Annotated in this window: 19 protein-coding genes; 8 read left to right on the top strand and 11 right to left on the bottom strand. The window is 54.7% G+C overall.

The features are described from left to right. Positions 1–37: 37 nt before the first annotated feature. The 6 genes from menC to DFG60_RS05570 all read right to left on the bottom strand — a co-directional run bounded on the left by menC (position 38) and on the right by DFG60_RS05570 (position 7,166). Positions 38–1,108: an o-succinylbenzoate synthase gene (gene menC / locus DFG60_RS05545; RefSeq protein WP_114570742.1), complete on the bottom strand. Its 1,071-nt coding sequence runs from the start codon at positions 1,106–1,108 to the stop codon at positions 38–40. Next, positions 1,105–2,481, bottom strand: a complete 1,377-nt coding sequence (menE, locus tag DFG60_RS05550; protein ID WP_114570743.1) for an o-succinylbenzoate--CoA ligase — start codon at positions 2,479–2,481, stop codon at positions 1,105–1,107. The genes menC and menE overlap by 4 nt, the downstream gene beginning before the upstream one ends. A gap of 78 nt (positions 2,482–2,559) precedes the next feature. After that, positions 2,560–3,384, bottom strand: coding sequence for a 1,4-dihydroxy-2-naphthoyl-CoA synthase (gene menB / locus DFG60_RS05555; protein WP_114570744.1), 825 nt, complete (start codon positions 3,382–3,384; stop codon positions 2,560–2,562). Next, on the bottom strand, positions 3,381–4,163 hold the full coding sequence (gene menH, locus DFG60_RS05560) for a 2-succinyl-6-hydroxy-2,4-cyclohexadiene-1-carboxylate synthase (protein WP_114570745.1): 783 nt from the start codon (positions 4,161–4,163) through the stop codon (positions 3,381–3,383). Before menH ends, menB begins: the two co-directional genes overlap by 4 nt. Then, on the bottom strand, positions 4,160–5,800 hold the full coding sequence (gene menD / locus DFG60_RS05565) for a 2-succinyl-5-enolpyruvyl-6-hydroxy-3-cyclohexene-1-carboxylic-acid synthase (RefSeq protein ID WP_114570746.1): 1,641 nt from the start codon (positions 5,798–5,800) through the stop codon (positions 4,160–4,162). Before menD ends, menH begins: the two co-directional genes overlap by 4 nt. Further along, a complete protein-coding gene (locus DFG60_RS05570; RefSeq protein WP_114570747.1) occupies positions 5,790–7,166 on the bottom strand; it encodes an isochorismate synthase in 1,377 nt (458 codons plus the stop codon). The genes menD and DFG60_RS05570 overlap by 11 nt, the downstream gene beginning before the upstream one ends. A 159-nt stretch (positions 7,167–7,325) precedes the next feature. Here DFG60_RS05570 and DFG60_RS05580 point away from each other — a divergent pair, with 159 nt between their 5' ends. The 4 genes from DFG60_RS05580 to DFG60_RS05595 all read left to right on the top strand — a co-directional run bounded on the left by DFG60_RS05580 (position 7,326) and on the right by DFG60_RS05595 (position 10,755). Then, positions 7,326–8,219: a 1,4-dihydroxy-2-naphthoate polyprenyltransferase gene (locus DFG60_RS05580; protein ID WP_114570749.1), complete on the top strand. Its 894-nt coding sequence runs from the start codon at positions 7,326–7,328 to the stop codon at positions 8,217–8,219. 149 nt (positions 8,220–8,368) lie between these two features. After that, positions 8,369–9,283: a PfkB family carbohydrate kinase gene (locus tag DFG60_RS05585; protein WP_114570750.1), complete on the top strand. Its 915-nt coding sequence runs from the start codon at positions 8,369–8,371 to the stop codon at positions 9,281–9,283. Between the two features lie 48 nt (positions 9,284–9,331). Next, on the top strand, positions 9,332–9,757 hold the full coding sequence (locus tag DFG60_RS05590) for an NUDIX domain-containing protein (RefSeq protein ID WP_114570751.1): 426 nt from the start codon (positions 9,332–9,334) through the stop codon (positions 9,755–9,757). An 89-nt stretch (positions 9,758–9,846) separates the two neighbouring features. Beyond that, positions 9,847–10,755, top strand: coding sequence for a YihY/virulence factor BrkB family protein (locus DFG60_RS05595; protein ID WP_114570752.1), 909 nt, complete (start codon positions 9,847–9,849; stop codon positions 10,753–10,755). 103 nt (positions 10,756–10,858) lie between these two features. On the opposite strand, the gene DFG60_RS05600 is transcribed toward DFG60_RS05595, so the two are convergent. Next, on the bottom strand, positions 10,859–12,799 hold the full coding sequence (locus tag DFG60_RS05600; RefSeq protein ID WP_114570753.1) for a heavy metal translocating P-type ATPase: 1,941 nt from the start codon (positions 12,797–12,799) through the stop codon (positions 10,859–10,861). A gap of 186 nt (positions 12,800–12,985) precedes the next feature. Here DFG60_RS05600 and DFG60_RS05605 point away from each other — a divergent pair, with 186 nt between their 5' ends. After that, positions 12,986–13,915, top strand: coding sequence for a DMT family transporter (locus tag DFG60_RS05605; RefSeq protein ID WP_114570754.1), 930 nt, complete (start codon positions 12,986–12,988; stop codon positions 13,913–13,915). Positions 13,916–14,062: 147 nt separating this feature from the next. Beyond that, positions 14,063–14,350, top strand: a complete 288-nt coding sequence (locus DFG60_RS05610; RefSeq protein WP_114570755.1) for a hypothetical protein — start codon at positions 14,063–14,065, stop codon at positions 14,348–14,350. A 49-nt stretch (positions 14,351–14,399) separates the two neighbouring features. Here the strand turns inward: DFG60_RS05610 and DFG60_RS05615 are convergent, their stop codons facing one another. The 3 genes from DFG60_RS05615 to yfkAB all read right to left on the bottom strand — a co-directional run bounded on the left by DFG60_RS05615 (position 14,400) and on the right by yfkAB (position 17,046). Continuing rightward, on the bottom strand, positions 14,400–15,569 hold the full coding sequence (locus DFG60_RS05615; protein WP_232818637.1) for an MFS transporter: 1,170 nt from the start codon (positions 15,567–15,569) through the stop codon (positions 14,400–14,402). A 93-nt stretch (positions 15,570–15,662) separates the two neighbouring features. Then, positions 15,663–15,854, bottom strand: a complete 192-nt coding sequence (locus DFG60_RS05620) for a hypothetical protein (RefSeq protein ID WP_114570757.1) — start codon at positions 15,852–15,854, stop codon at positions 15,663–15,665. A gap of 79 nt (positions 15,855–15,933) precedes the next feature. Continuing rightward, positions 15,934–17,046, bottom strand: a complete 1,113-nt coding sequence (gene yfkAB / locus DFG60_RS05625) for a radical SAM/CxCxxxxC motif protein YfkAB (protein WP_114570758.1) — start codon at positions 17,044–17,046, stop codon at positions 15,934–15,936. 83 nt (positions 17,047–17,129) lie between these two features. Here yfkAB and DFG60_RS05630 point away from each other — a divergent pair, with 83 nt between their 5' ends. Both DFG60_RS05630 and rlmD read left to right on the top strand, forming a co-directional pair. Further along, positions 17,130–17,327 carry an SE1561 family protein gene (locus DFG60_RS05630; RefSeq protein WP_114570759.1) on the top strand — a complete coding sequence of 66 codons (198 nt, stop codon included), beginning with the start codon at positions 17,130–17,132 and terminating at the stop codon, positions 17,325–17,327. 57 nt (positions 17,328–17,384) lie between these two features. After that, the gene (gene rlmD / locus DFG60_RS05635) at positions 17,385–18,770 is read left to right on the top strand and encodes a 23S rRNA (uracil(1939)-C(5))-methyltransferase RlmD (protein WP_114570760.1); all 1,386 of its coding nucleotides are present in this window, start codon (positions 17,385–17,387) and stop codon (positions 18,768–18,770) included. 49 nt (positions 18,771–18,819) lie between these two features. Here the strand turns inward: rlmD and DFG60_RS05640 are convergent, their stop codons facing one another. Next, positions 18,820–19,359 (bottom strand): TVP38/TMEM64 family protein, encoded by a 540-nt coding sequence (locus DFG60_RS05640; protein WP_114570761.1) that lies wholly within the window; start codon positions 19,357–19,359, stop codon positions 18,820–18,822. Positions 19,360–19,384: the final 25 nt, after the last annotated feature.

The following is a 19,384-nucleotide window of genomic DNA, read 5'->3' on the forward strand; positions in this document are numbered from 1 at the left end:
CCGCGGATCTTGCGCGGCTTCTCCTCCTTTTAGTTTGTCAAAGCATGTTGTATTCATATGTCAAAAATCGCAAGGCCTCTTCCGAGACGGAAGGAGACGAGTAGCGGATCGAACCACCTGTCAGAGTGTATGGCGCTTCGAGTAGATCGAGCTCGAAATAGGCGTCGGTCCCGGCGAAGTCAATCGGATAGTCCGACGATAATGTCGCGAGCGCTAGCGTCTGTCTGCGCCCGATTCCGCTGTCGAACATGCCGCCGAGCCAGGACGGGGCGAGCTTGCGCATCGCAAGAGCGTTCGAGAGTCCGCCGACCCGTGCCGGCTTGATGTTAAGGATCGAACCGGCGCGAAGACGTGTCATGAGCAGGGCGTCACCGGGCGTCTCGATCGACTCGTCCAGGCAGATCGGCGTCTCGATGCGAGAGGCAAGATGCGCCGAGAGCATCCAGTCATCACGGTCGAACGGCTGCTCGATCATCTGAAGACGATACGGATCGAGCGAGAGCAGAAACGGGATATCAGATTCGCGGAAATTGCCGTTAGCATCGAACATGAGCGGAGCGTCCGGAAAAGAGGTACGGACCGACTCAAGGACGGGCAGGGCGTCTTCCTTCCCGAGCTTCAACTTGATGCGGGTGAAGCCGTCTTCGAGAGCTGCGGCGACGGCTTCCGTCGTCCGTTCGATGCTCATCCGGCCAATCGCTTTGCCGCAGGCGATGACGCAATCCGGATTCCCGCCGAGCGATTCTGCAAGCGTCATATTGTTTCGCAAGGCGAAAAGTTCGTGAAGTGCCCCGTCGAACATCGCTTTCGCCATCTGGTTTCCCCGGACGGGGGCGAGGCGCTCTGTGGCGTCAGCAGGACGTACGATCGGAGCGTCCTTGAGCAGGGCATAGAGATGGGGAGAAATGCTGCGGATTGAGTCCTGCGTCTCCGGTGTATACCAGGGCGTCGAAAAGGCCGCTCCTTCTCCATAGCCGACGAATCCTTCCGTATCGGTCAGACGGAGGATCGTCGTTTCGCGCTCTGTCATTGCCGACAGCGCCGTTTTCATCGGTTGTTTGAAGCGGAGACGAACAAGGAACAGTTCCGCTGAGCGCAACATGATCATTCGACTTGTTCCTTCAGCAGGTGTCGCATCAGCTTACCGTTCGCATTGCGGGGGAGGCTGTCACGGAAATAGTAGTCGACCGGGCATTTGTACTTGGCGAGAAGACGCGACACCTCCTCGCGAATCTCGGTCTCCTCGAGACCGCTGATCACGAAGGCGACAGGAACCTGTCCCCACTTGTTGTCGGCTCTTCCGACGACGCCGGCTTCGATGACACCAGCGACAGACAGGAGGGCGGATTCGACCTCTGCCGGATAGATGTTCTCTCCGCCTGAGATGATCAAGTCACTCCGTCGGTCAAGCACATAGAGAAATCCTTCCTCATCGAGGCGACCGATATCTCCGGTCCGCAGGAAGCCGTCTGAAGTGAAGGCTTTACGCGTCGCTTCCTCATTTTCGAAATAGCCTCGCATGACTGTCGGCCCCTTTACTTCAATCTCCAGGTCACTGTTGACCCGAATATCAGTCGGTGAGATCGCCTGACCGGACGATCCGATTTTGCGAAGCGCGTCTTTTGGGAGGAGCGTCGCGACTTGAGAGGCGGTTTCTGTCATTCCATACGTCTGGAGGACAGGGATCTGTGCATCGATCGCCCGCTTCAAAATCGGGAGCGGGACAGGGCCGCCGCCTGTCAGGACGACGCGCAAGCGGTGGCGTCTCAATCCGGCGTCGAGCATCCGCTCAAGCATGATTGCGACGAGCGAGACATGGGTGACGTTCTCCTGTTCGATCCACTTGTTTGCGCTCGACGGTGAGAAGTGCGGTTCGAGAACGAGTGGCACTCCGTAAATGACCGATCGATAGACGATGGCAAGTCCGCTCATATGGAAGAGCGGTGTGACGGCGAGCCAGACATCATCAGGTCCAACGCCGAGATGACGGGCTGCATTCATCGCACTTGAAAAATGATTCATCATCGTCTGTTCGACGATTTTCGGCCGCCCGGTCGTTCCGCTCGTGAACAGCATCGACTGGACGGACTGCTTCGGCATCTGGCGGACGATCAATTTTGTTCCGTGAGAACGGGCAGTGAAAGGAAGCGTCGGGATGATCGGACTGATCGCCCGGTTCGTGACGACGAGCCGGACCTTCGCCTGCCTCAACTGTTCGCCGATCTCATGTTGCGTCAACCGGGTGTTGATCGGCACGAGGATCACTTGGAGAAGTTGAGCTGCGTGGATGGCGACGATGTAGTCGATGGACGATGGTCCGTACAGGGCGATACGATCACCTTTTTGGACATACTCCGTCCATGCGCTCGCCATCTCGCTCGCTCTGTCGAACAGTTCGCTCCACGTCAGTCGGGCTTCCGACGTGATGAGGGCAGTGTCTTTCGGCTGCTCTTTCGCCCTTGTGTATAGCCAAGGATACATAACGTGTCCCCCTTTGAGGAAAATGATGCGAAAAAGGTTCAACAGCCGAAGCCATGAACCTTTTTCGAAAGACGGGTATTATGGGAAACGCGGGAACTGACCGAAGTCAGGCTGGCGTTTTTCTTTGAACGCATCGCGTCCTTCTTTTGCTTCATCCGTCGTGTAGTAGAGAAGCGTCGCATCGCCTGCTAGTTGTTGAAGACCTGCAAGACCGTCTGAATCAGCGTTGAAGGCTGCCTTCAGGAAGCGGAGGGCAGTCGGTGAATGTTGCAGGATCTCTGCACACCACTGGATCGTCTCCTGTTCGAGGTCTGCAAGCGGGACGACCGTGTTGACGAGTCCCATGTCGAGTGCCTGCTGCGCGTCATACTGACGGCAGAGGTACCAGATTTCGCGCGCCTTCTTATGACCTACGATGCGTGCGAGATAGCCTGAGCCGTATCCTGCATCGAACGAACCGACTTTAGGACCCGTTTGTCCAAAGCGTGCGTTGTCCGCTGCAATCGTCAAATCACAGACGAGGTGGAGCACGTGACCGCCGCCGATCGCATAACCAGCGACCATCGCGATGACCGGTTTAGGGATGACGCGAATCAGGCGTTGGAGATCGAGGACGTTCAGACGTGGAATCTCGTCTTCCCCTACATATCCGCCGTGACCGCGTACCTTTTGGTCTCCGCCTGAGCAGAATGCCTGGTCGCCTTCCCCTGTAAGTACGATGACGCCGACTTCCTGGTCATCCCGTGCACGTGAGAATGCGTCGATCAATTCGTTGACCGTAAGCGGACGGAACGCGTTCCGTACTTCCGGGCGGTTGATCGTGATTTTGGCGATCCCGTTCCATTTTTCGTACTTGATGTCTTCGTAGTTACGGACGGCTGTCCATTCTGGTGCGTATGTCATCTAGATTCCCCCATATGAGTTAGTAGCAGTTGCTCTATCATTGTATCAAACTTTTCGGGCTGGTCGACATGTGGTGCATGCCCGGCGCCGGAAATTATATGAACCTCCGAAGATATTCCGGTTGCGATCGTCCGAAACTTGCTGTCATCCTCCCCGACGACCCAGCTGATGCGACCGACTGGAAGGTTCTTGAGCGGAGGCATGCTGCCCGTTCCGATCGCGAGCAAAGAGCGCGCGAGACCTTCTGCTTGGTGTGACATCCGTTCTGCGCGGAGCGCCTGCCGCGTTTCGCGGGGGAGCGTTTCATGCGAGGCGAACAGCGGGATGCGTTCCCATCGTTCGATGAATCGCGCGAGTCCCTCTTCTCTCAGCTCATTCGCCAGTTGCAGGTCCTTTAGACGGCGCGCTTTCCGTTCTGCGGCACTCATGATTCCAGGCGTCGAGCTGACGGCGACCGTATGCAGGACGCGACGTGAGCAGGACAGTGTCAGAGCAATCCGGCCGCCCATCGAATAACCGACGACCAGCCATCGTTCGGGACGGATCGCCAGCAGCTCTTCCATGTCCTTGACCTGTTCGGTCATGCGCATGCGATTTACGGCCGGTGTGTCTGTATGTCCGTGTCCGAGCAGGTCAGGGGCGTAGACGGTAAAGGATTCTGAAAGGCGTTCAAGCTGACGACGCCAGGTCGCGTGCGTTCCGGTGAACCCGTGCAATAGCAACAGGGGAGGGCCGCTTCCTGCGACCTCGATATGATAACGCACTCCGCGAAGAATCATGTCCATAGCTCATCAAGCGCACGGTTCGTCTGTTCCCAGATTTTGCGATGGACGTTGACGTTCTCTTCGCGGTTCGTTCGTACCTCGATGATACGGCTCTGCTCGGCAGGCGTCTCGATGATCGATTCGAGTTCGTCGATCGTAGCGGCGTGAGTGTATGAGATACCGTATCCGGCTGCGAGAGAAGCGAAATCGAGAGACTGGGGAGTCCCGAAGAGCGCCTCATAGACATCGTGTTCAAGTGTGCTCTGTGGCAGAAAGCTGAAGATGCCGCCCCCATCATTGTTGATCAGCAGAATCGTCAGTTTCTGCTCCTTGGCGGCCATCAGACCGTTTATATCGTGGACGAAGGCGAGATCACCGACGAGGAGGTAGGCGTGCTCCTGGCCGAACGTAGCACCGAGAGCGCTCGAAACGATGCCATCGATCCCGTTCGCCCCCCGGTTCGCGATGACGCGAAGCGGGGAAGGCGCTTGAAGGAATGTATCGAGATCCCGGATCGGCATGCTGTTCGATACGAATGCGACGGCGTTCTTGTCCGTCACTGTCCGCACGACATTGAATTCGGTCAGCTGCTTTCGGTCGACGGAGTCTAGGACGGCTCTCGCCGTTCTCTCTGCCTGCTTGACCTGTTGCAAATACGTCGGATCATGAGCAGTAGACTCGAGGTTCAGCAGTGAGAGCGCATGACCGGTGATGAAATCTTGGAGGAGCGGGTCGCGCCAGTTTGCCGGGTGACCGATGACGGTCGTCGGGACCGATTTCGAGAAGATCAAGTAAGGTTTGGAGGTCGGCATCGCACCGAAACGGATGATACGCTCAGGACGAAGTCTGGAAGCTGTCTCTTCATGCTTCAGCCATGTATCATAGGCGCTGCAGACGACGTGGCTCGCGACGCGGCGTCCCTGACTGAGCGGGTCGGCAAGGACCGGGACACCCGATCGCTCCGCATAGGCGATGATTGCCTCGCTCTCTTCAAGAGACAGTTGAGGACCGATCACGAGCAATAGTCGTTCTGCTTCGAGAGCGGCGATGAGTTCTTCCGAAGGCGCGGCTGTATTTTGCCTTGCGATCTCCCCGAGTGCTCGGCCCGTGCGAAGACGCTCGAGTTCCGGGACGAGTGGCTCCCGAAGCGGAACGTTTATGTGGACGGGACCTGCCGGCTCCGCAATGGACAACAGAACGGACCGCGTGGCTGCATGGGCGGCGTAATCAAGCGATTGCTGATCAGGGAGAGGGAGGTCGAACGATTCCTTGACGTGTCTCCCGTAAAGATTGACTTGATCGATTGCTTGAGGCGCACCGACGCCGCGAAGCTCATGCGGGCGGTCTGCCGTCAAGATGATCAGAGGAAGCTCGAAAATACGCGCTTCGGCGATTGCAGAGAAGTAGTTCGTCGCTGCCGTGCCGCTCGTACAAATCAGTGCGACAGGGCGGATCGATTCTTCGACGCGCGTCAAGCCGAGCGCAAAAAAACTAGCCGACCGTTCGTCCACGAGGACATGGGTACGGCTGTGCGGGTGAAGCAGCGCCGAGATAGCCAGCGGCGTCGAACGGGATCCGGGACTGATCACGAAATCCCGGACTCCTTTCGCGACAAGCGTATCAACAAGCGTGTGCGTCCATTCAGTCAACATATACATCATCCTTTTCCTCGACGCAGAGCGCATTCATGGCGGAAAGCATCGGCGAGAGTTTCGTCTCCGTCTCAGCGAGCTCCTCCTCATAGACGGAATCCGGGACGAGTCCACATCCTGCATAGAGGACGGCAGACTTTTCAGTGATAAGGGCGGAGCGGATTGCTACGATGAATTCCCCGTCATCGCTCTGGTCGATCCATCCGACCGGCGATCCGTACCAGCCGCGTTCGAAACCTTCGAGCTCTCGAATGGCTTCCATGGCTGCAAGTTTCGGTTCTCCGCCGAGTGCAGGAGTCGGATGAAGATTCCCAATCACATGGAACAGTGTCTGATCTGTCTTCAGCAGGCCGGTAATCGGCGTATGAAGATGCTGGATGTGACGATTCTTCAGGAGGACCGGCTCAGCAGGGACGTCGAGCAATGTCGTCATATCCGAGAGCGTCGTCTTGATTGAATCGACGACGATCCGGTGCTCGAACAGGTTCTTCCCGTCATCGAGCAGACTCTGGCCGATGACGTCATCGGCCTCAGCATCTGTTCCGCGTCTTGCTGATCCGGCGACGGCAGCAGTTTCGACGTGTTGTCCCTCCTTCTTGACCAAACGCTCCGGCGTCGCGCCGATGAAGGCTTCTCCTGCATTCGGCTGGAAGAGGAAAATATAGCTTCCCGGCTGACTTCGCTCGATTTCGTGCAGCAACGCAGGGAAGTCAGGTGTAGCAGAAAGCTCATAGACGACCTCGCGTGCGAGCACGATTTTCTGAAGTGTCGATTGAAGAAGCTGAGCAGCTTGACTGAAGGCGGCTTCAAAAGCCTCGTTTCCATCGCGAAGCAGATGGATCGTCAGTGGTGCCGCTGCTGCCGGACGACCATTCATCGTCTCGGCATGTTCAGCTGAGAGGCGGGTCAGCACCTGATCAGCGCTTTCTTCAGGCAGGACGAATGCGTTTGCCGTCATCGTCTTCTTCCCCTTTTGTTCCCTGTATAAGTATTTCGGGATGAACATCGTCGCCTCGTCAAAAGAAGTCCAGCGATAATCGACCGCCTTCATCTCGCTGAACGAGAACCCTGTGAAGGCAAACAAGTCCTCACCGAGCGCTTCCCGTTTCAGTGCGGTCCATTTCGTCTGGATGCGCTGGAAGCGGTCGGGACCTTTCGCGGTCAAGCGATGGGCGATGCCAAAGCCGATTGCCCGCATCGTACGCTCCCGGTCAGCGAAGTAGAAGCGTTCTTCTTGTCCGCTCAAAAATGGTGGCGCCGTCTCGACTTCCCATGAGTAGGAAGCGATGACAGGGCGTCTGTAGGCATTCGCAGACAGGACTGCTTGTTCGATTCTTTGTTTAAGCTCTTGCTGAGCGTATGGCATACCGCTCATTGCCCCCTCGTCTGAATGTACTGTGATGTGTTTCACTTATTTTAAGTGTAAACTTTTTACCTATAAAAATGAAGGAATAAGCTGTCACCCGTCAAGCATTGACAGTAAAATTCGAAACCCGATAAACTAAGACGGAAAGGGGCTTACTATATGACTAAAATGACATCCGCCTATTGGCGCATGACGCGTCCGCACACGCTGACGGCGAGTTTCGTACCTGTCGTCGTCGGCACGGCCGTCGTCGCGCCGCGCGTGGAACATTTGCGATTCGATCTTTTCCTTGCGATGTTGATCGCCTCGATGCTGATTCAAATCGCGACGAACTTGTTTAATGAGTACTATGACTACAAAAGAGGGCTTGATACGGAGGAGTCTGTCGGTATCGGGGGCTCGATCGTCCGGGATGGCTTCCGGCCGGGGACGATTCTCGCGTTCGCACTCTCTCTCTATGGTATCGCAGCGCTGCTCGGTCTCTATATCTGTCTTGAGACGACCTGGTGGTTGCTGCTCGTCGGAGGCATCTCGATGTTCGTCGGCTATGTCTACACGGGAGGACCGTTTCCGATTGCCTATACGCCGTTCGGTGAAGTCGTCGCCGGTTTCTTCATGGGGTATGTGATCATCGCGATCTCAGCTTATCTTCAGATCGGCTACGTCCCGACGGAGGCGAAGGCGATTTCTGTGCCGGTCGCCATTCTGATCGGATCGATTCTTCTTGCGAACAATATCCGTGACCTTGATAATGACAAGGTGAACGGGCGGAAGACGATCGCATGCCTCGTCGGTCACCGTAATGCAGTGTACGTTCTTGCAGCCTTCTTCATCGCAGCCATCGTGACGCTGCTCATCGCGGTGTTCGTCTTCGGAGTCTCGTACTACGCGCTGCTTGCTGTCGTCAGCATCCCGCTCATGATCAAAGCAGTCCGTCTCTTCTGGAAGGACCTGCCGCCGCAGGAGCTGATGCCTGGCATGGCACAGACAGGAAAAGTGAATACGATTTTCGGATTGTTGCTCGCACTCAGCCTGAGCATCGCCGGTTTCTGAAAGAAAGCGCTTCTTTGAAAAAAGAGGCGCTTTTCGTTCGCCTGCGTCAGTTGTCACCCCTTGAAAAGTCTACTATAATGAAGGCAATGTGCCTGAAAACGCTCAGGCGAAGAGCGGTCAACGATATTATTTCTAAGGTGGAACTGATCATGAATAAACTTGCAGTAATCGGTAAAGTATTCGTCGACATAAAAGGGACCTCGTTCGCGCCCCTCCATAAAGATGCAAAAAACGTCGGGGACATCACGTTCTCAAACGGCGGGACAGGGCGTAACGTCGCTCAGAATCTGGCTGTGCTCGGAAATGATGTTCGTTTTATCTCGACGGTTACGAACGACCAGATTGGCGTCGGTGTTCTTGAGGAATTGAAGTCCTACGGAGCAAACGTCGATCATGTCGAAATGCTCGAGGACAACGGGATGGGAATGTGGCTTGCGGTCATGGACAACGAGGGAGATCTGCAGACATCCATCTCGAAGCAACCGGACGAGAAATTGCTCGAAGAGGCAATTCTACGCCAGTCGGACTATGCGCTCGACGGGGTAGGGGCTGTTGCGATCGATCTCGATCTCTCGGTCACCGTGCTCGAACGGATGATCCACCTTTGCCGGAAGATGGACCTTCCGCTATATGGCGTTTGCGGACATTTAAGTGTCATCGAGCGCAACCGCCACTTGCTGCAAGGATTCACGGGCTTCATCTGCAGCCGAGAGGAGGCGGAGATTCTGTCCGACCTCTCGATCGTCACGGTCGAGGACGCGATTCACGTCGCGAACGAACTGGCGAAAAAAGGTGCGCCGTTCACGGTCGTGACGATGAGCGAACTTGGAGCCGTCTACGTCGACCGGCGGAATGCGACTTCAGGTCATGTCGGAACGAAGAAGGTCAAGGTCGTCGATTCAACCGGAGCCGGGGATTCATTCTTCTCGGCCGTTCTGTCGGAACTGTCGCACGGCAAGACACCTGAACAGGCTCTCGAGCTCGGCATGAAGGTCGCAGGACAGGTCATCGCTTCGAGCGAGAACGGACTCGTTCCTGAAATGCTCGAAACGATCAACGGTTAATCATGAACACCGACTTCCGTCGGTGTTTTTAAATGGAGGTATAAAGCGATGGCGATTCAGCGGAGTGCCATCATCCTGATCAATGGGCAGGATGAAGTAGCACTGATCAAACGGGAAAAGAAAGACACGGTCTACTACGTCTTTCCGGGTGGGGGACGTGAGGACGGAGCGACGCTCGAGGAGACGGCCATCCGAGAAGCATGGGAAGAACTCGGTCTTCACGTCGAGCTTGAAGGGCTCGCCGCGGAAGTCGTCTTCAATGATCACTTGAACCCTTACTTCTGGGCGAAGGCGACAGGCGGAGAGTTCGGTACTGGGACAGGTGAGGAATTCGTCGACGGAATGAGCGGATATACGCCGGTCTGGATTGCGCGCGAGGATTTATTGTCCTATCCGGTACGCCCGATGAGCCTTGCGAAGAGGCTGGCCGAAGGAAACGAACGATTCCACGGCTTGCGTCTCGAAGAAAACTAATGTTTTATTGAAAAAGAAACGGGTAAAAATAGAACAGTGACTACGGGGGAGGGTAAAGCACCTTCCCCTTTTGAATAGGAGAGAAGTGTATGGCGCATAAACGCGATTGGAAAGGGCTCGCGCTCAACTTGAAGGAACGCATGTCTGATCACAACATCTCAGATTATGCGGGAACGCTCGCTTATTACTGGTTCTTGTCTATCTTCCCGGGTATCATCTTCGTCATCTCGGTTTTGTCCTTCTTCAATATCAATCAGAAGACGCTCGAGAAACAGCTGTCGGACCTCGCTCCAGGCGGATCGGTCAACACGTTCACGGAAGTCATCTTCCAGGCGATCAAGGAGCCGCAAGGCGGACTGCTGTCTGTCGGTGCGATTCTCGCGATCTGGTCGGCGTCGAGCGGTGTTTCCCGTCTGATCACGACGGCGAACCATGCATATGGTGACTTTACACCGCGTGGATTCGTCGCTGCCCGCGGCATCGCCTTCGTGCTGACGATCCTGCTCGGGATTGGAATGCTCTTGCTCGTCGTCCTGAACGTGTTCGGCGGACCGATCATCAGCTACATCGCAAGCTTCGTCATACCGATCGACATGGGGCAGAAAGTGTTGCTCACCGTCCTACGTTACGCGATTTCGACGGTCCTCCTGATCGGCATCCTGTCGCTGTTCTATAAGATGGCGCCAAAACGGCCGATCACGATCAAGGAGACGATTCCGGGCGCAATCTTCGCCGTCGTCGTCTGGCAGCTCGTCTCGGTCGGGTTCGGTTTCTACGTCTCGAACTTCGGAAACTATAACAAGACATACGGGTCTCTCGGGAGTGTCGTCGTCGTGTTGCTCTGGCTCTATCTGACAGGTATCATCATCTTGCTCGGATCAGAAATCAACGCGGCGTGGGATCGCTTCATGAAGCGTCCGGATCCGAAGAAGATGGAAGAGAAGCGTCTCAAGGAACAGGAGGAGCTCGATTCAATTCCGATCAATACGTACGGCTGACGGTCTTGAAAGAGAGCACTGGTTAGATATCGGTGGCGCATCGAATCAGAAAAAAATGGTGAGGCGGCCATTAGCCGTCTCACCATTTGCAAGAGGAAGTCATTCAAGCGGCGGCTCTTTGAGCGGCCGTTTGTTCTTTTGCTTGTGTTTGCGTCTTGTTCGTCAACAGCCGGAGTCCGTTCAGGATGACGAGGATGGTCGATCCCTCGTGTCCGACGACAGCGAACGGCATGATCAGGAATTGAGAGAAGTTCGAGATGATCAAGAGCAGGATGACGCCGATCGCAAGCGTGATGTTCTGTTTGACGATCCGGTTCATCTTGCGGGCTTTCTTGACGGCATAAGAGAGACGACCGAGGTCATTCTTCATCAGGACGACATCCGCCGTCTCGAGTGCCGCGTCCGTTCCTTCGCCCATCGCGACGCCGACGTCCGCGAGTGCGAGTGCGGGCGTATCGTTGATGCCGTCACCAATCATGGCGACCGTCTCCTTGTTCTGTTTGAAGCGGCGGATGTGATTGACCTTGTCTTCCGGAAGGCATTCTGCGACGAAGTCGGACAGACCGGCTTCCTCTGCGATTGCGGCTGCCGTCACAGGGTTGTCACCCGTCAGCATGACGGTCCGGATACCGAGTGCATTCAGCGACGAGATTGCCGCCTTCGCCTCGGGACGGATCGTGTCGCGGAGAGCGAACATGGCGATGATCGAGGTGCCGTTGCTGACATAGACCATCGTATGGCCACTTTCCTTGAGCTGTTGCTCCAAGTGAATGAAAGGATCGGTCACACCTTCGTGGAAGGAATACTTGCCGACGCGGTATGTCACACCCTCGACGACTGCTTCGATCCCGAAACCGGCGATGTCCTTGAACTGGGACGGTGGAGCCGCTTCGACTTTCAAAAACTGGACGATCGCTTGAGCGAGCGGGTGTTTCGATTGCGACTCGATTGAAGCGACGGCTCGGCGGACGCCAAGTTCATCGATTCCTTCCGCGAAGTAACTCTCATGGACGACCGGTTTTCCTGTCGTCAATGTGCCGGTCTTGTCGAAGACGATCGTATCGACTTGTCCGAGCATCTCGAGGTGAGCACCACCTTTGAAGAGGACGCCGTAGCGCGCGGCTGCAGCGATGGCTGAGAGCGCGGCCGGCGTGATTGACGCGACGAGAGCACACGGGGAGGCGACGACGAGCAAAATCATCGCACGATAGATGCTCGTCTCGAACGACCAGTCGAAAAGATAATGAGGCAGGAACATCATGACTGCGACCGTCGCGAGGACGACCTTGACGTAGTTGCTCTCGAATCGCTCGATGAACTGGGCGGCAGGAGATTGTTCGCTTTGTGCGTTCTGGACCATGTGGATGATTTTTTGGAAGAGCGACTCGCTTGCCGCCTTCGTCATTTCAATCGTCAAAACACCGTTCATGTTGACTGTCGAGTTGTAGACCGTGTCACCGACACGCTTTTCGACCGGGACCGATTCGCCGGTGATCGAAGCTTCCTCGATTGCGGCTTCACCGCGCAGGATGACCCCGTCGACCGGAATCCGTTCGCCCGGACGGACGTAGACGATGTTTCCGACCTCGAGCTGTTCGATCGGAACGACCTCGAGCTTACCGTCAGCGTTCATTCGTGTAGCTTCTTCCGGCTGGAGTGACATCAGACTATGGAGGGCTCGTTCATTTTTGCTCATAGTATACGTCTCGAGTGCTCCGGAGAGAGCGAAGATGAAGATCAAGACGGCACCTTCCATCCAGTACCCGATGCTCGCAGCGCCGATCGCTGCAAGGATCATCAGCAGTTCGACGTTCAATTTCTTCTCTTTGAACGTTTCCGTCAAACCTTCCTTCGCCTTCGCATATCCTCCGATTCCGTATGCGGCTAAGTATAATGTGACGAAAACTAGTGGCAGGGCACCCGTCTTTTCGAAGATGTAGGCAAGTAGAATCAATAATCCGCTGAACAATGCTAAAATCAATTCGTGATGCTCATCCCAGGCATAGCGCAAGGTAGAGCGTCCGTCAGCTGTTTCTGTCGTCATGGAGAAAACTCCTTTCACTTTCTAATTGAGAATGGAACTCATTATGTTGAGAAAATGGGGCGCTGATAAAACGTTGAAAAAGAGCAAATGATAATGAGTTTCATTTTTACTAGATTATAATTATTATTATCTGTAAGAATACTATATCACGTCCTTGTAAAAAGGAAAAGGGAAGGGTTTTTAGAAATGGAGAAATGGTTCACCGCTCGATTCAGCATGGTTCTGACCGCGCTGTTCACCACCTTTTTATGGGGGAGTGCATTCCCCTTCATCAAGAAGAGCTACATGCTTCTTGAAATCGATTCATCCGAGTACGGAGAGCAACTGCTGTTCGCGAGCTATCGCTTCTTTCTCGCCGGTGTCCTTCTGCTGATTGCGAGCGTCGTGATCTTCAGACAGTCAATTACTGTGAAAGGGCGAATTCTTCAATATAATCGCCTCGGCCTCTATTTGACATTCCTTCAATACGTCCTGTTCTACATCGGATTGTCACTTTCTACGGGGGTGCAAGGATCAATCATCGCGGGATCGACTTCGTTCTTCCAGATGTTACTCGCGCATTTCCGATACGAGAATGACAAGCTGAACCGGTTCAAAGGGATTGCCCTTTTTCTCGGGTTCACAGGCGTCATCTTCGCCAACTGGCCAAAAGGTGACGCAGGGATTGATTTCGGTGCAGGTGAGCTGCTGCTGATCGGGGCGATGGTATCCGGAGCATTCGCGAATCTTGTCGCAAAGGAATACTCTGCGACCTACCCGGTAGCACCGATGACGGGCTGGGCAATGGTGTTCGGCTCGCTCGGGCTGTTCGTCGCAGGTGCCGTTCTTGACCGGTCATCATTCCCGTTCACTTTCGACGCGGCGACCGGTTCGATGCTCCTTTATCTTGCCTTTTTGTCTGCGACCGGCTTTACTCTCTGGAATCTGCTCATGAAATACAATCCGGTCGGCCGTGTCTCACTCTTCATGTTCTTCGTCCCGATTTACGGGGTGACGCTTTCTGCGTTGATACTGAACGAGACCATCCCGCCTCAGGCACTGATCGGTCTTCTGTTCGTAGTAGCCGGTATTCTTGCATCGACCTACTTGCCGACATGGTTCCAAAAGCGCGGTTGACTGTATTTTAGAAACGTGGGAAAATAATGTAACTAATTCTATTCGCTGTTCTTTTCGTGTTGAAGCCGATCGTGAATCGGCTTTTTGTGTACGGTCGCAAGGTCTATGGGACGGGGACGATGACTGAAGCAGAAGGAGATGAGGGGAATGGAACGCAATGAGGTCGTTCGAAAGATCATCGCGGCAAGACGCCCGCGCGACGAATATGCGCGATTCGTCGTCGGTTGCGTCAGCCAGCAATTGAAAGAGACGTATGGTGAGGTCGCGGTCGAAATCGTACGGGCCGATCGCGGATATGATTCCGTGTGGTCGATCAACGGCCAAGAAGTGGTCATTTTGCTTGAGAATGATGAACTCAAGAAGGCGAAGGAGGATCCGTACGTCCTCGACGATAAGATATGGCATAGCTTTCGCAACGAAGGAATCGTAAAATGAAAAAAAGGATGACGCGGGACGCGTGTCATCCTTTTTTGTGTCTCGGAATTCAGGAAGCTTCTGACTCCTCGAATTGACTGGCTGGTTCTGACTTTCTCGCCCGGAAGAGCAGATAGCTGAGTGTCGAGAGGACAAGGACGAACAGCGTGAAATAGAAAGATGGCGGCAGTGTCAGCCAGAGGCTGCCGGCGAGCGGTCCGGTGATCGAGCCAAGGCTGAACGCGATTCCGGCAAGCAGATTGCCGGTCGGAAGCAAATGGGCCGGCAACTGTTCACTCATGTAGGCGACGCCGAGCGAATAGGTCGATCCGAGCGCCATCCCGCTGACTGCGAAGATGAGGAAGAGGGCACCGAAGTTCATATAGAAGAAGCAGGCGGCGGCGAAAGCGACCGAGCCGATGAAAAGAACCGTGATGAGCGTCTTTCGCTTGCCATACCGGTCGGCGAGCCTGCCGAGCGGCAGTTGCATCAGAAGAGAACTGACGACGAAAGTCGTGATGAGCGTCGTCGTTTCAGAAAGCCCATAACCGTTTCGCGTAGCGAACACAGGGAAACTCGCGTTCAGCGTCGCTTCGAGGAAACCGTATGTGAAGCCCGGCAAGAGCGTGAACCAGGCGCTCGCAAGGACGAGACGGTAGCGGCTCGCCGCTGAGTTCAATTCTTCCGGCATGACGCTTGAAGGATGTTCGTTCTTCGTCCGGCGGATCAGCAGGAAGACGATGATCGTCAAGACACCCGACAGGACGAATGGGAGAGGGCGCGCGACGTCGACGAGTGGAGCGGCGAGCGGACCGAGGGCGAAGCCGAGTCCGAAAGCCATCCCGTACAACGACATCGTCCGGCCGAGCCGCTCCCTCGGCGTGATCGCGGTCACCCAGACTTGTGAGCCGTAATGAAGCGTCTGGTCACCGAACCCGACGAGGAAGCGAAGCACCATCCAGGCGATGACGCTTGGGAGGAGCGGAAAGGCGAACAGTGAGACGGCGACGAGAGCGAGACCGAACGAGATGACAGGCACGTAGCCGTGCTTACGGAGCGGTCTCTCGACGAGCGGTGCTGCGACGATGACTCCGATGTAGAGGACGGCGGCGCTCAGCCCATTTAAAAACGTAGAGGTGCCGCTGCGTTCGAGCAGTACGGAAAGCAACGGTATGAGCAACCCCTGCGTAAATCCGGAGATGAAGACGATCGATAGTATAAGGGCGAAACGACGATTCAAAGCAACTGACTCCTTTTTTCCTTCCATCATAACACGGCCCGAAAACGCAAGGGCGTCTCCGGGCCGTACTGAGTTACGATTGAGTTGTCTTGATTATTTCGCGTGATGCTTGATGTCTTCGAGATGAGGTGGGGGAGGCATGTGGAGCAGATGCTCATCCCATTCTGTCTGATCGAACATCTCGTCGTGCTCGATTCTGTGCGAGAAGCGGATTGCGGCCATCATGAAGAAGAGGACCATACTGAAGGTACCGATTACGGCACCGATTCCGATTAACCAAGTCATAGGAAAACCCCCTCGTGTTAGATGTGACAAAAATGTGTCTGTTTACTAACTCTTCCCGAATCCAAAGGGGATAAACATGTCAAAGGCGGCTTGATTGCTTCAAGAAATCGATGTCCGCATAATAGGCATTCTTGACGAGTGCGTTCGGACCGAGACATTTGACGGCCGGGCAATGACAGGACAGGCTCGCATTCAACTTCGTCGAGCGCCACTTCTCGTATGCCTCGTTGAATGACGTATCCGCGATCGAACCGAGCGATCCGAGTTCATCACCGAAGTCGGTCACGATGATCTCACCGTCGAAAATGTTGACGTTGAGGCGCGAACGGCCGTCCGGGTCATTGCGTACGGTCACATTCTGTTCATCGCGCAAACGTCTGTGGAGCACGAGGTCCTCCTCGTTCGATGAGCAGGCATAGAACGGGAGTGTCCCGAACAACATCCAGACGGATTCATCGCGGACATCGAGCAGACGGTGAATCCCTGACCGGATCTCGTCGAGGCTCGCCGCTTCGATCATCGAACCAAAATCTGCGGGGTACATTGGGTGAATCTCATGCCTTGAACAGCCCATCTCGATGATTTCCTTGTGGATTGCTTCGATATGGGGAAGTGTCCGTCTGTTGAGCATCGTCTCGGCTGAAACAAGGACCCCACGGCTCGTCAATGCACGTGTGTTCTCCTTCATCTGTTCGAATAGCCGAAGGCGCGCCTCGCGGGAAGGTTTTCTCTCCATCATGGCGAATCCGCCGTCGATGAAATCATCAGCCGTACCCCAGTTGTGTGAGATGTGAAGAACGTCAAGATAAGGGAGAATCAATTCATAACGAGAGAGCGGGAGCGTCAAATTCGAGTTGATTTGGGTTTTAGCGCCACGCTCGTGGGCATACTTAAGTAAAGGGACGACATATTCTTTGACCGATTTCATCGAGAGCATCGGTTCGCCGCCAGTAATCGAGAAGGCGCGTAAGTGCTCGATCTCGTCCAGTCGTTCAATCAGCTGGTCAGCCGAGATGGCAGGCGATTCCGTCGTGCTGAGCATGAACCCGACCGCGCAATGCTCGCAGCGCATGTTGCATAACTTCGTCGTCGTGACCTCGATGTTCGTCAGCTTCGAGGCCCCGAACTGTTCGACGTCGAGATAAGCCTCCCAAGGGTCGTTTTGGGGATTGATGGTGGAGCTATGTATCATGAAAGTTCCTCCTAAAATGGTCATTCCATACTAGAGTAAGCGAAAAGCAATCCGGAATCCACGTGTGAAAGGAAGTCAGAATAATGGGAAAAGCAAGAATGGACAAACTTGGACAGATGAATGTGCTAAAATCGAGAGTGCAGCTTTTATGCCATACAATCGAATCACTCGACGAAGAGTCGGATGTCGAAGACTTGGAACGCCTCGCGGAATCAATCGATCAGCTGAAGGTGAAAGTGCTTCGTTACGCAAAAGATATCAAGGAACATGAGGGACACTGAAGAAGCGGTCGCAAAAGAACCGCTTTTTCCTTTTCCCATTTAAAAAGGAGAACCGATATGACTACTAAAATCAAATTGAAAGTGGGCGACGTACGCTCGGTCAAAATTCTGCGCATGGGGATCAACGGGGAAGGGATCGCGACGCTCGAACGGCAAATCGTCTTCGTTCCCGGTCTGCTCGTCGGGGAGACGGCAAAAATCGAGATCACGGAAGTCCATAACAACTATGCGACAGCTAAAGTCGTCAAGCGCGACGACAGCTCACCGGATCGTGTGACACCGCCTTGTCCGGTCTACAGCGTCTGTGGCGGATGTCAGCTTCAACACATGAGCTATGAAGCACAACTTCGCTACAAGCAGGACATGATCAGGAATGCCTTCACGAAATCGACGAAACTCAACGTCGAGAAGGCAGACCTGCGTCCGACGATCGGTACGAGCGAATGGCATTACCGGAACAAGTCCCAGTTCGCCGTCGGAATGGAGAAGGACAAGCTCGTCAGCGGGTTGTATGCACCGAGTTCAAACAATCTGATTGCGATCGAGGACTGTATCGTCCAAAATGCCGATACGCTTCGCGTCAACAATGCGGTCACCCGCCTTTTGAACGATTACAACGTCCCTGTCTACAACGCGGCGAAAGGAACCGGCGTCATGCGCAACATCGTCGTCCGGACCGGAATCAAGACAGGAGAAATCCAAGTCGTCCTCGTTGCAGGAAAAGACGGATTCGAGAATCTCGAAGGTCTTTCGCGTGACATCATGAACATTCCGGGAGTCGTCTCGGTCGCGCTCAACATCAACGATAAGATGACGAGCCACGTGTTTGGTGAGGAGACGGAAGTGATCCGCGGTGAGGAGAAAATCGAGGAAGTGCTCGGTGAGTTCACGTATCAGTTGTCGCCGCGTGCTTTCTTCCAGTTGAATCCTGAGCAGACGGAGCGTCTTTACCGCGAAGTCGTCGAAGCGGCGGCTCTGACGGGCGAGGAACGCGTCGTCGATGCTTACGCGGGAGTCGGTTCGATCGGTCTCTGGGTCGCCGAAGGGGCGAAGGAAGTCCGCGGGATGGAAATCATCGAGGAAGCGGTCGAGGACGCGAACGCGCACATGACGCGTTACGGGTTCAAACACGCCCAATACGTCGTCGGGAAGGCGGAAGCCTGGATCCCGCGCTGGGTGAAGGAAGGCTGGATTCCGGACGTCTTCATCGTCGACCCGCCGCGCTCAGGATGCGACACGCAACTGCTGAACGCGATGATTTCGTCGAAGGCGAAGAAAATCGTCTATGTCTCGTGCAACCCGCAATCGCTCGCTCGAGACTGCGACCATTTGATGAAAGCTGGCTACAAGGTCAACTACATCCAGCCGTATGACATGTTCCCGCAGACGGCGCATGTCGAGGCGATCGTCGTGCTCGAGAAGAAGAAAAAGAAGAAGTTCTAAAAAAACAGGTCATGAACCCCTAGTTATTGAGGGTTAATGACCTGTTTTCTTATGCATTACTTTTTTTCCACGAAAGGTAAAAGAAGACAACCAAGAGGGAAAGAGTCAGCGAGAGAAGGACAGGAGACATCTTCAGCGCCTCCTGAACAGCGAACGCTTCGAGTACGAGCGCCGGAATCTTGCCGACCGTACTCGCTGCCGCGAACAGCGGCAAGCTCACCTTTGATCCTGCGCTGATCAACGTAACGAGTCCTGACGGGACGAACGGGAAGAGGCGGAGGATCAGGATCAGCGAGAACGCTTCGAATCCTTGCGTCTTTTGAAGCCGGATCAGCCATCTGTTCTTCAGCGGGTGGCGCCGAGTCCATTTCGAGAGACCCTTTCGGTATAGGACGAAGCTTACGATGGCACCGAGTGCTTCTCCGATGATAGACAGCGTCAGACCGTCGGCGAATCCGAAATAGGCGAGGTTCGCCCCGGTGATGAAGACGCTCGGTAAAGCGAGCGTGCTGACGACGATGCTCGCAATCAGGCTGACGAGGACAGCGAAACCTTCGCTGCCTTCAAATAATTGAATCAGTTCGTTCAAAGTAGTGCCTCCTCTAAAAAAGAAG

This window comes from Exiguobacterium flavidum (assembly GCF_003344535.1).
Classification (GTDB): Bacteria; Bacillota; Bacilli; order Exiguobacteriales; family Exiguobacteriaceae; genus Exiguobacterium_A; species Exiguobacterium_A flavidum.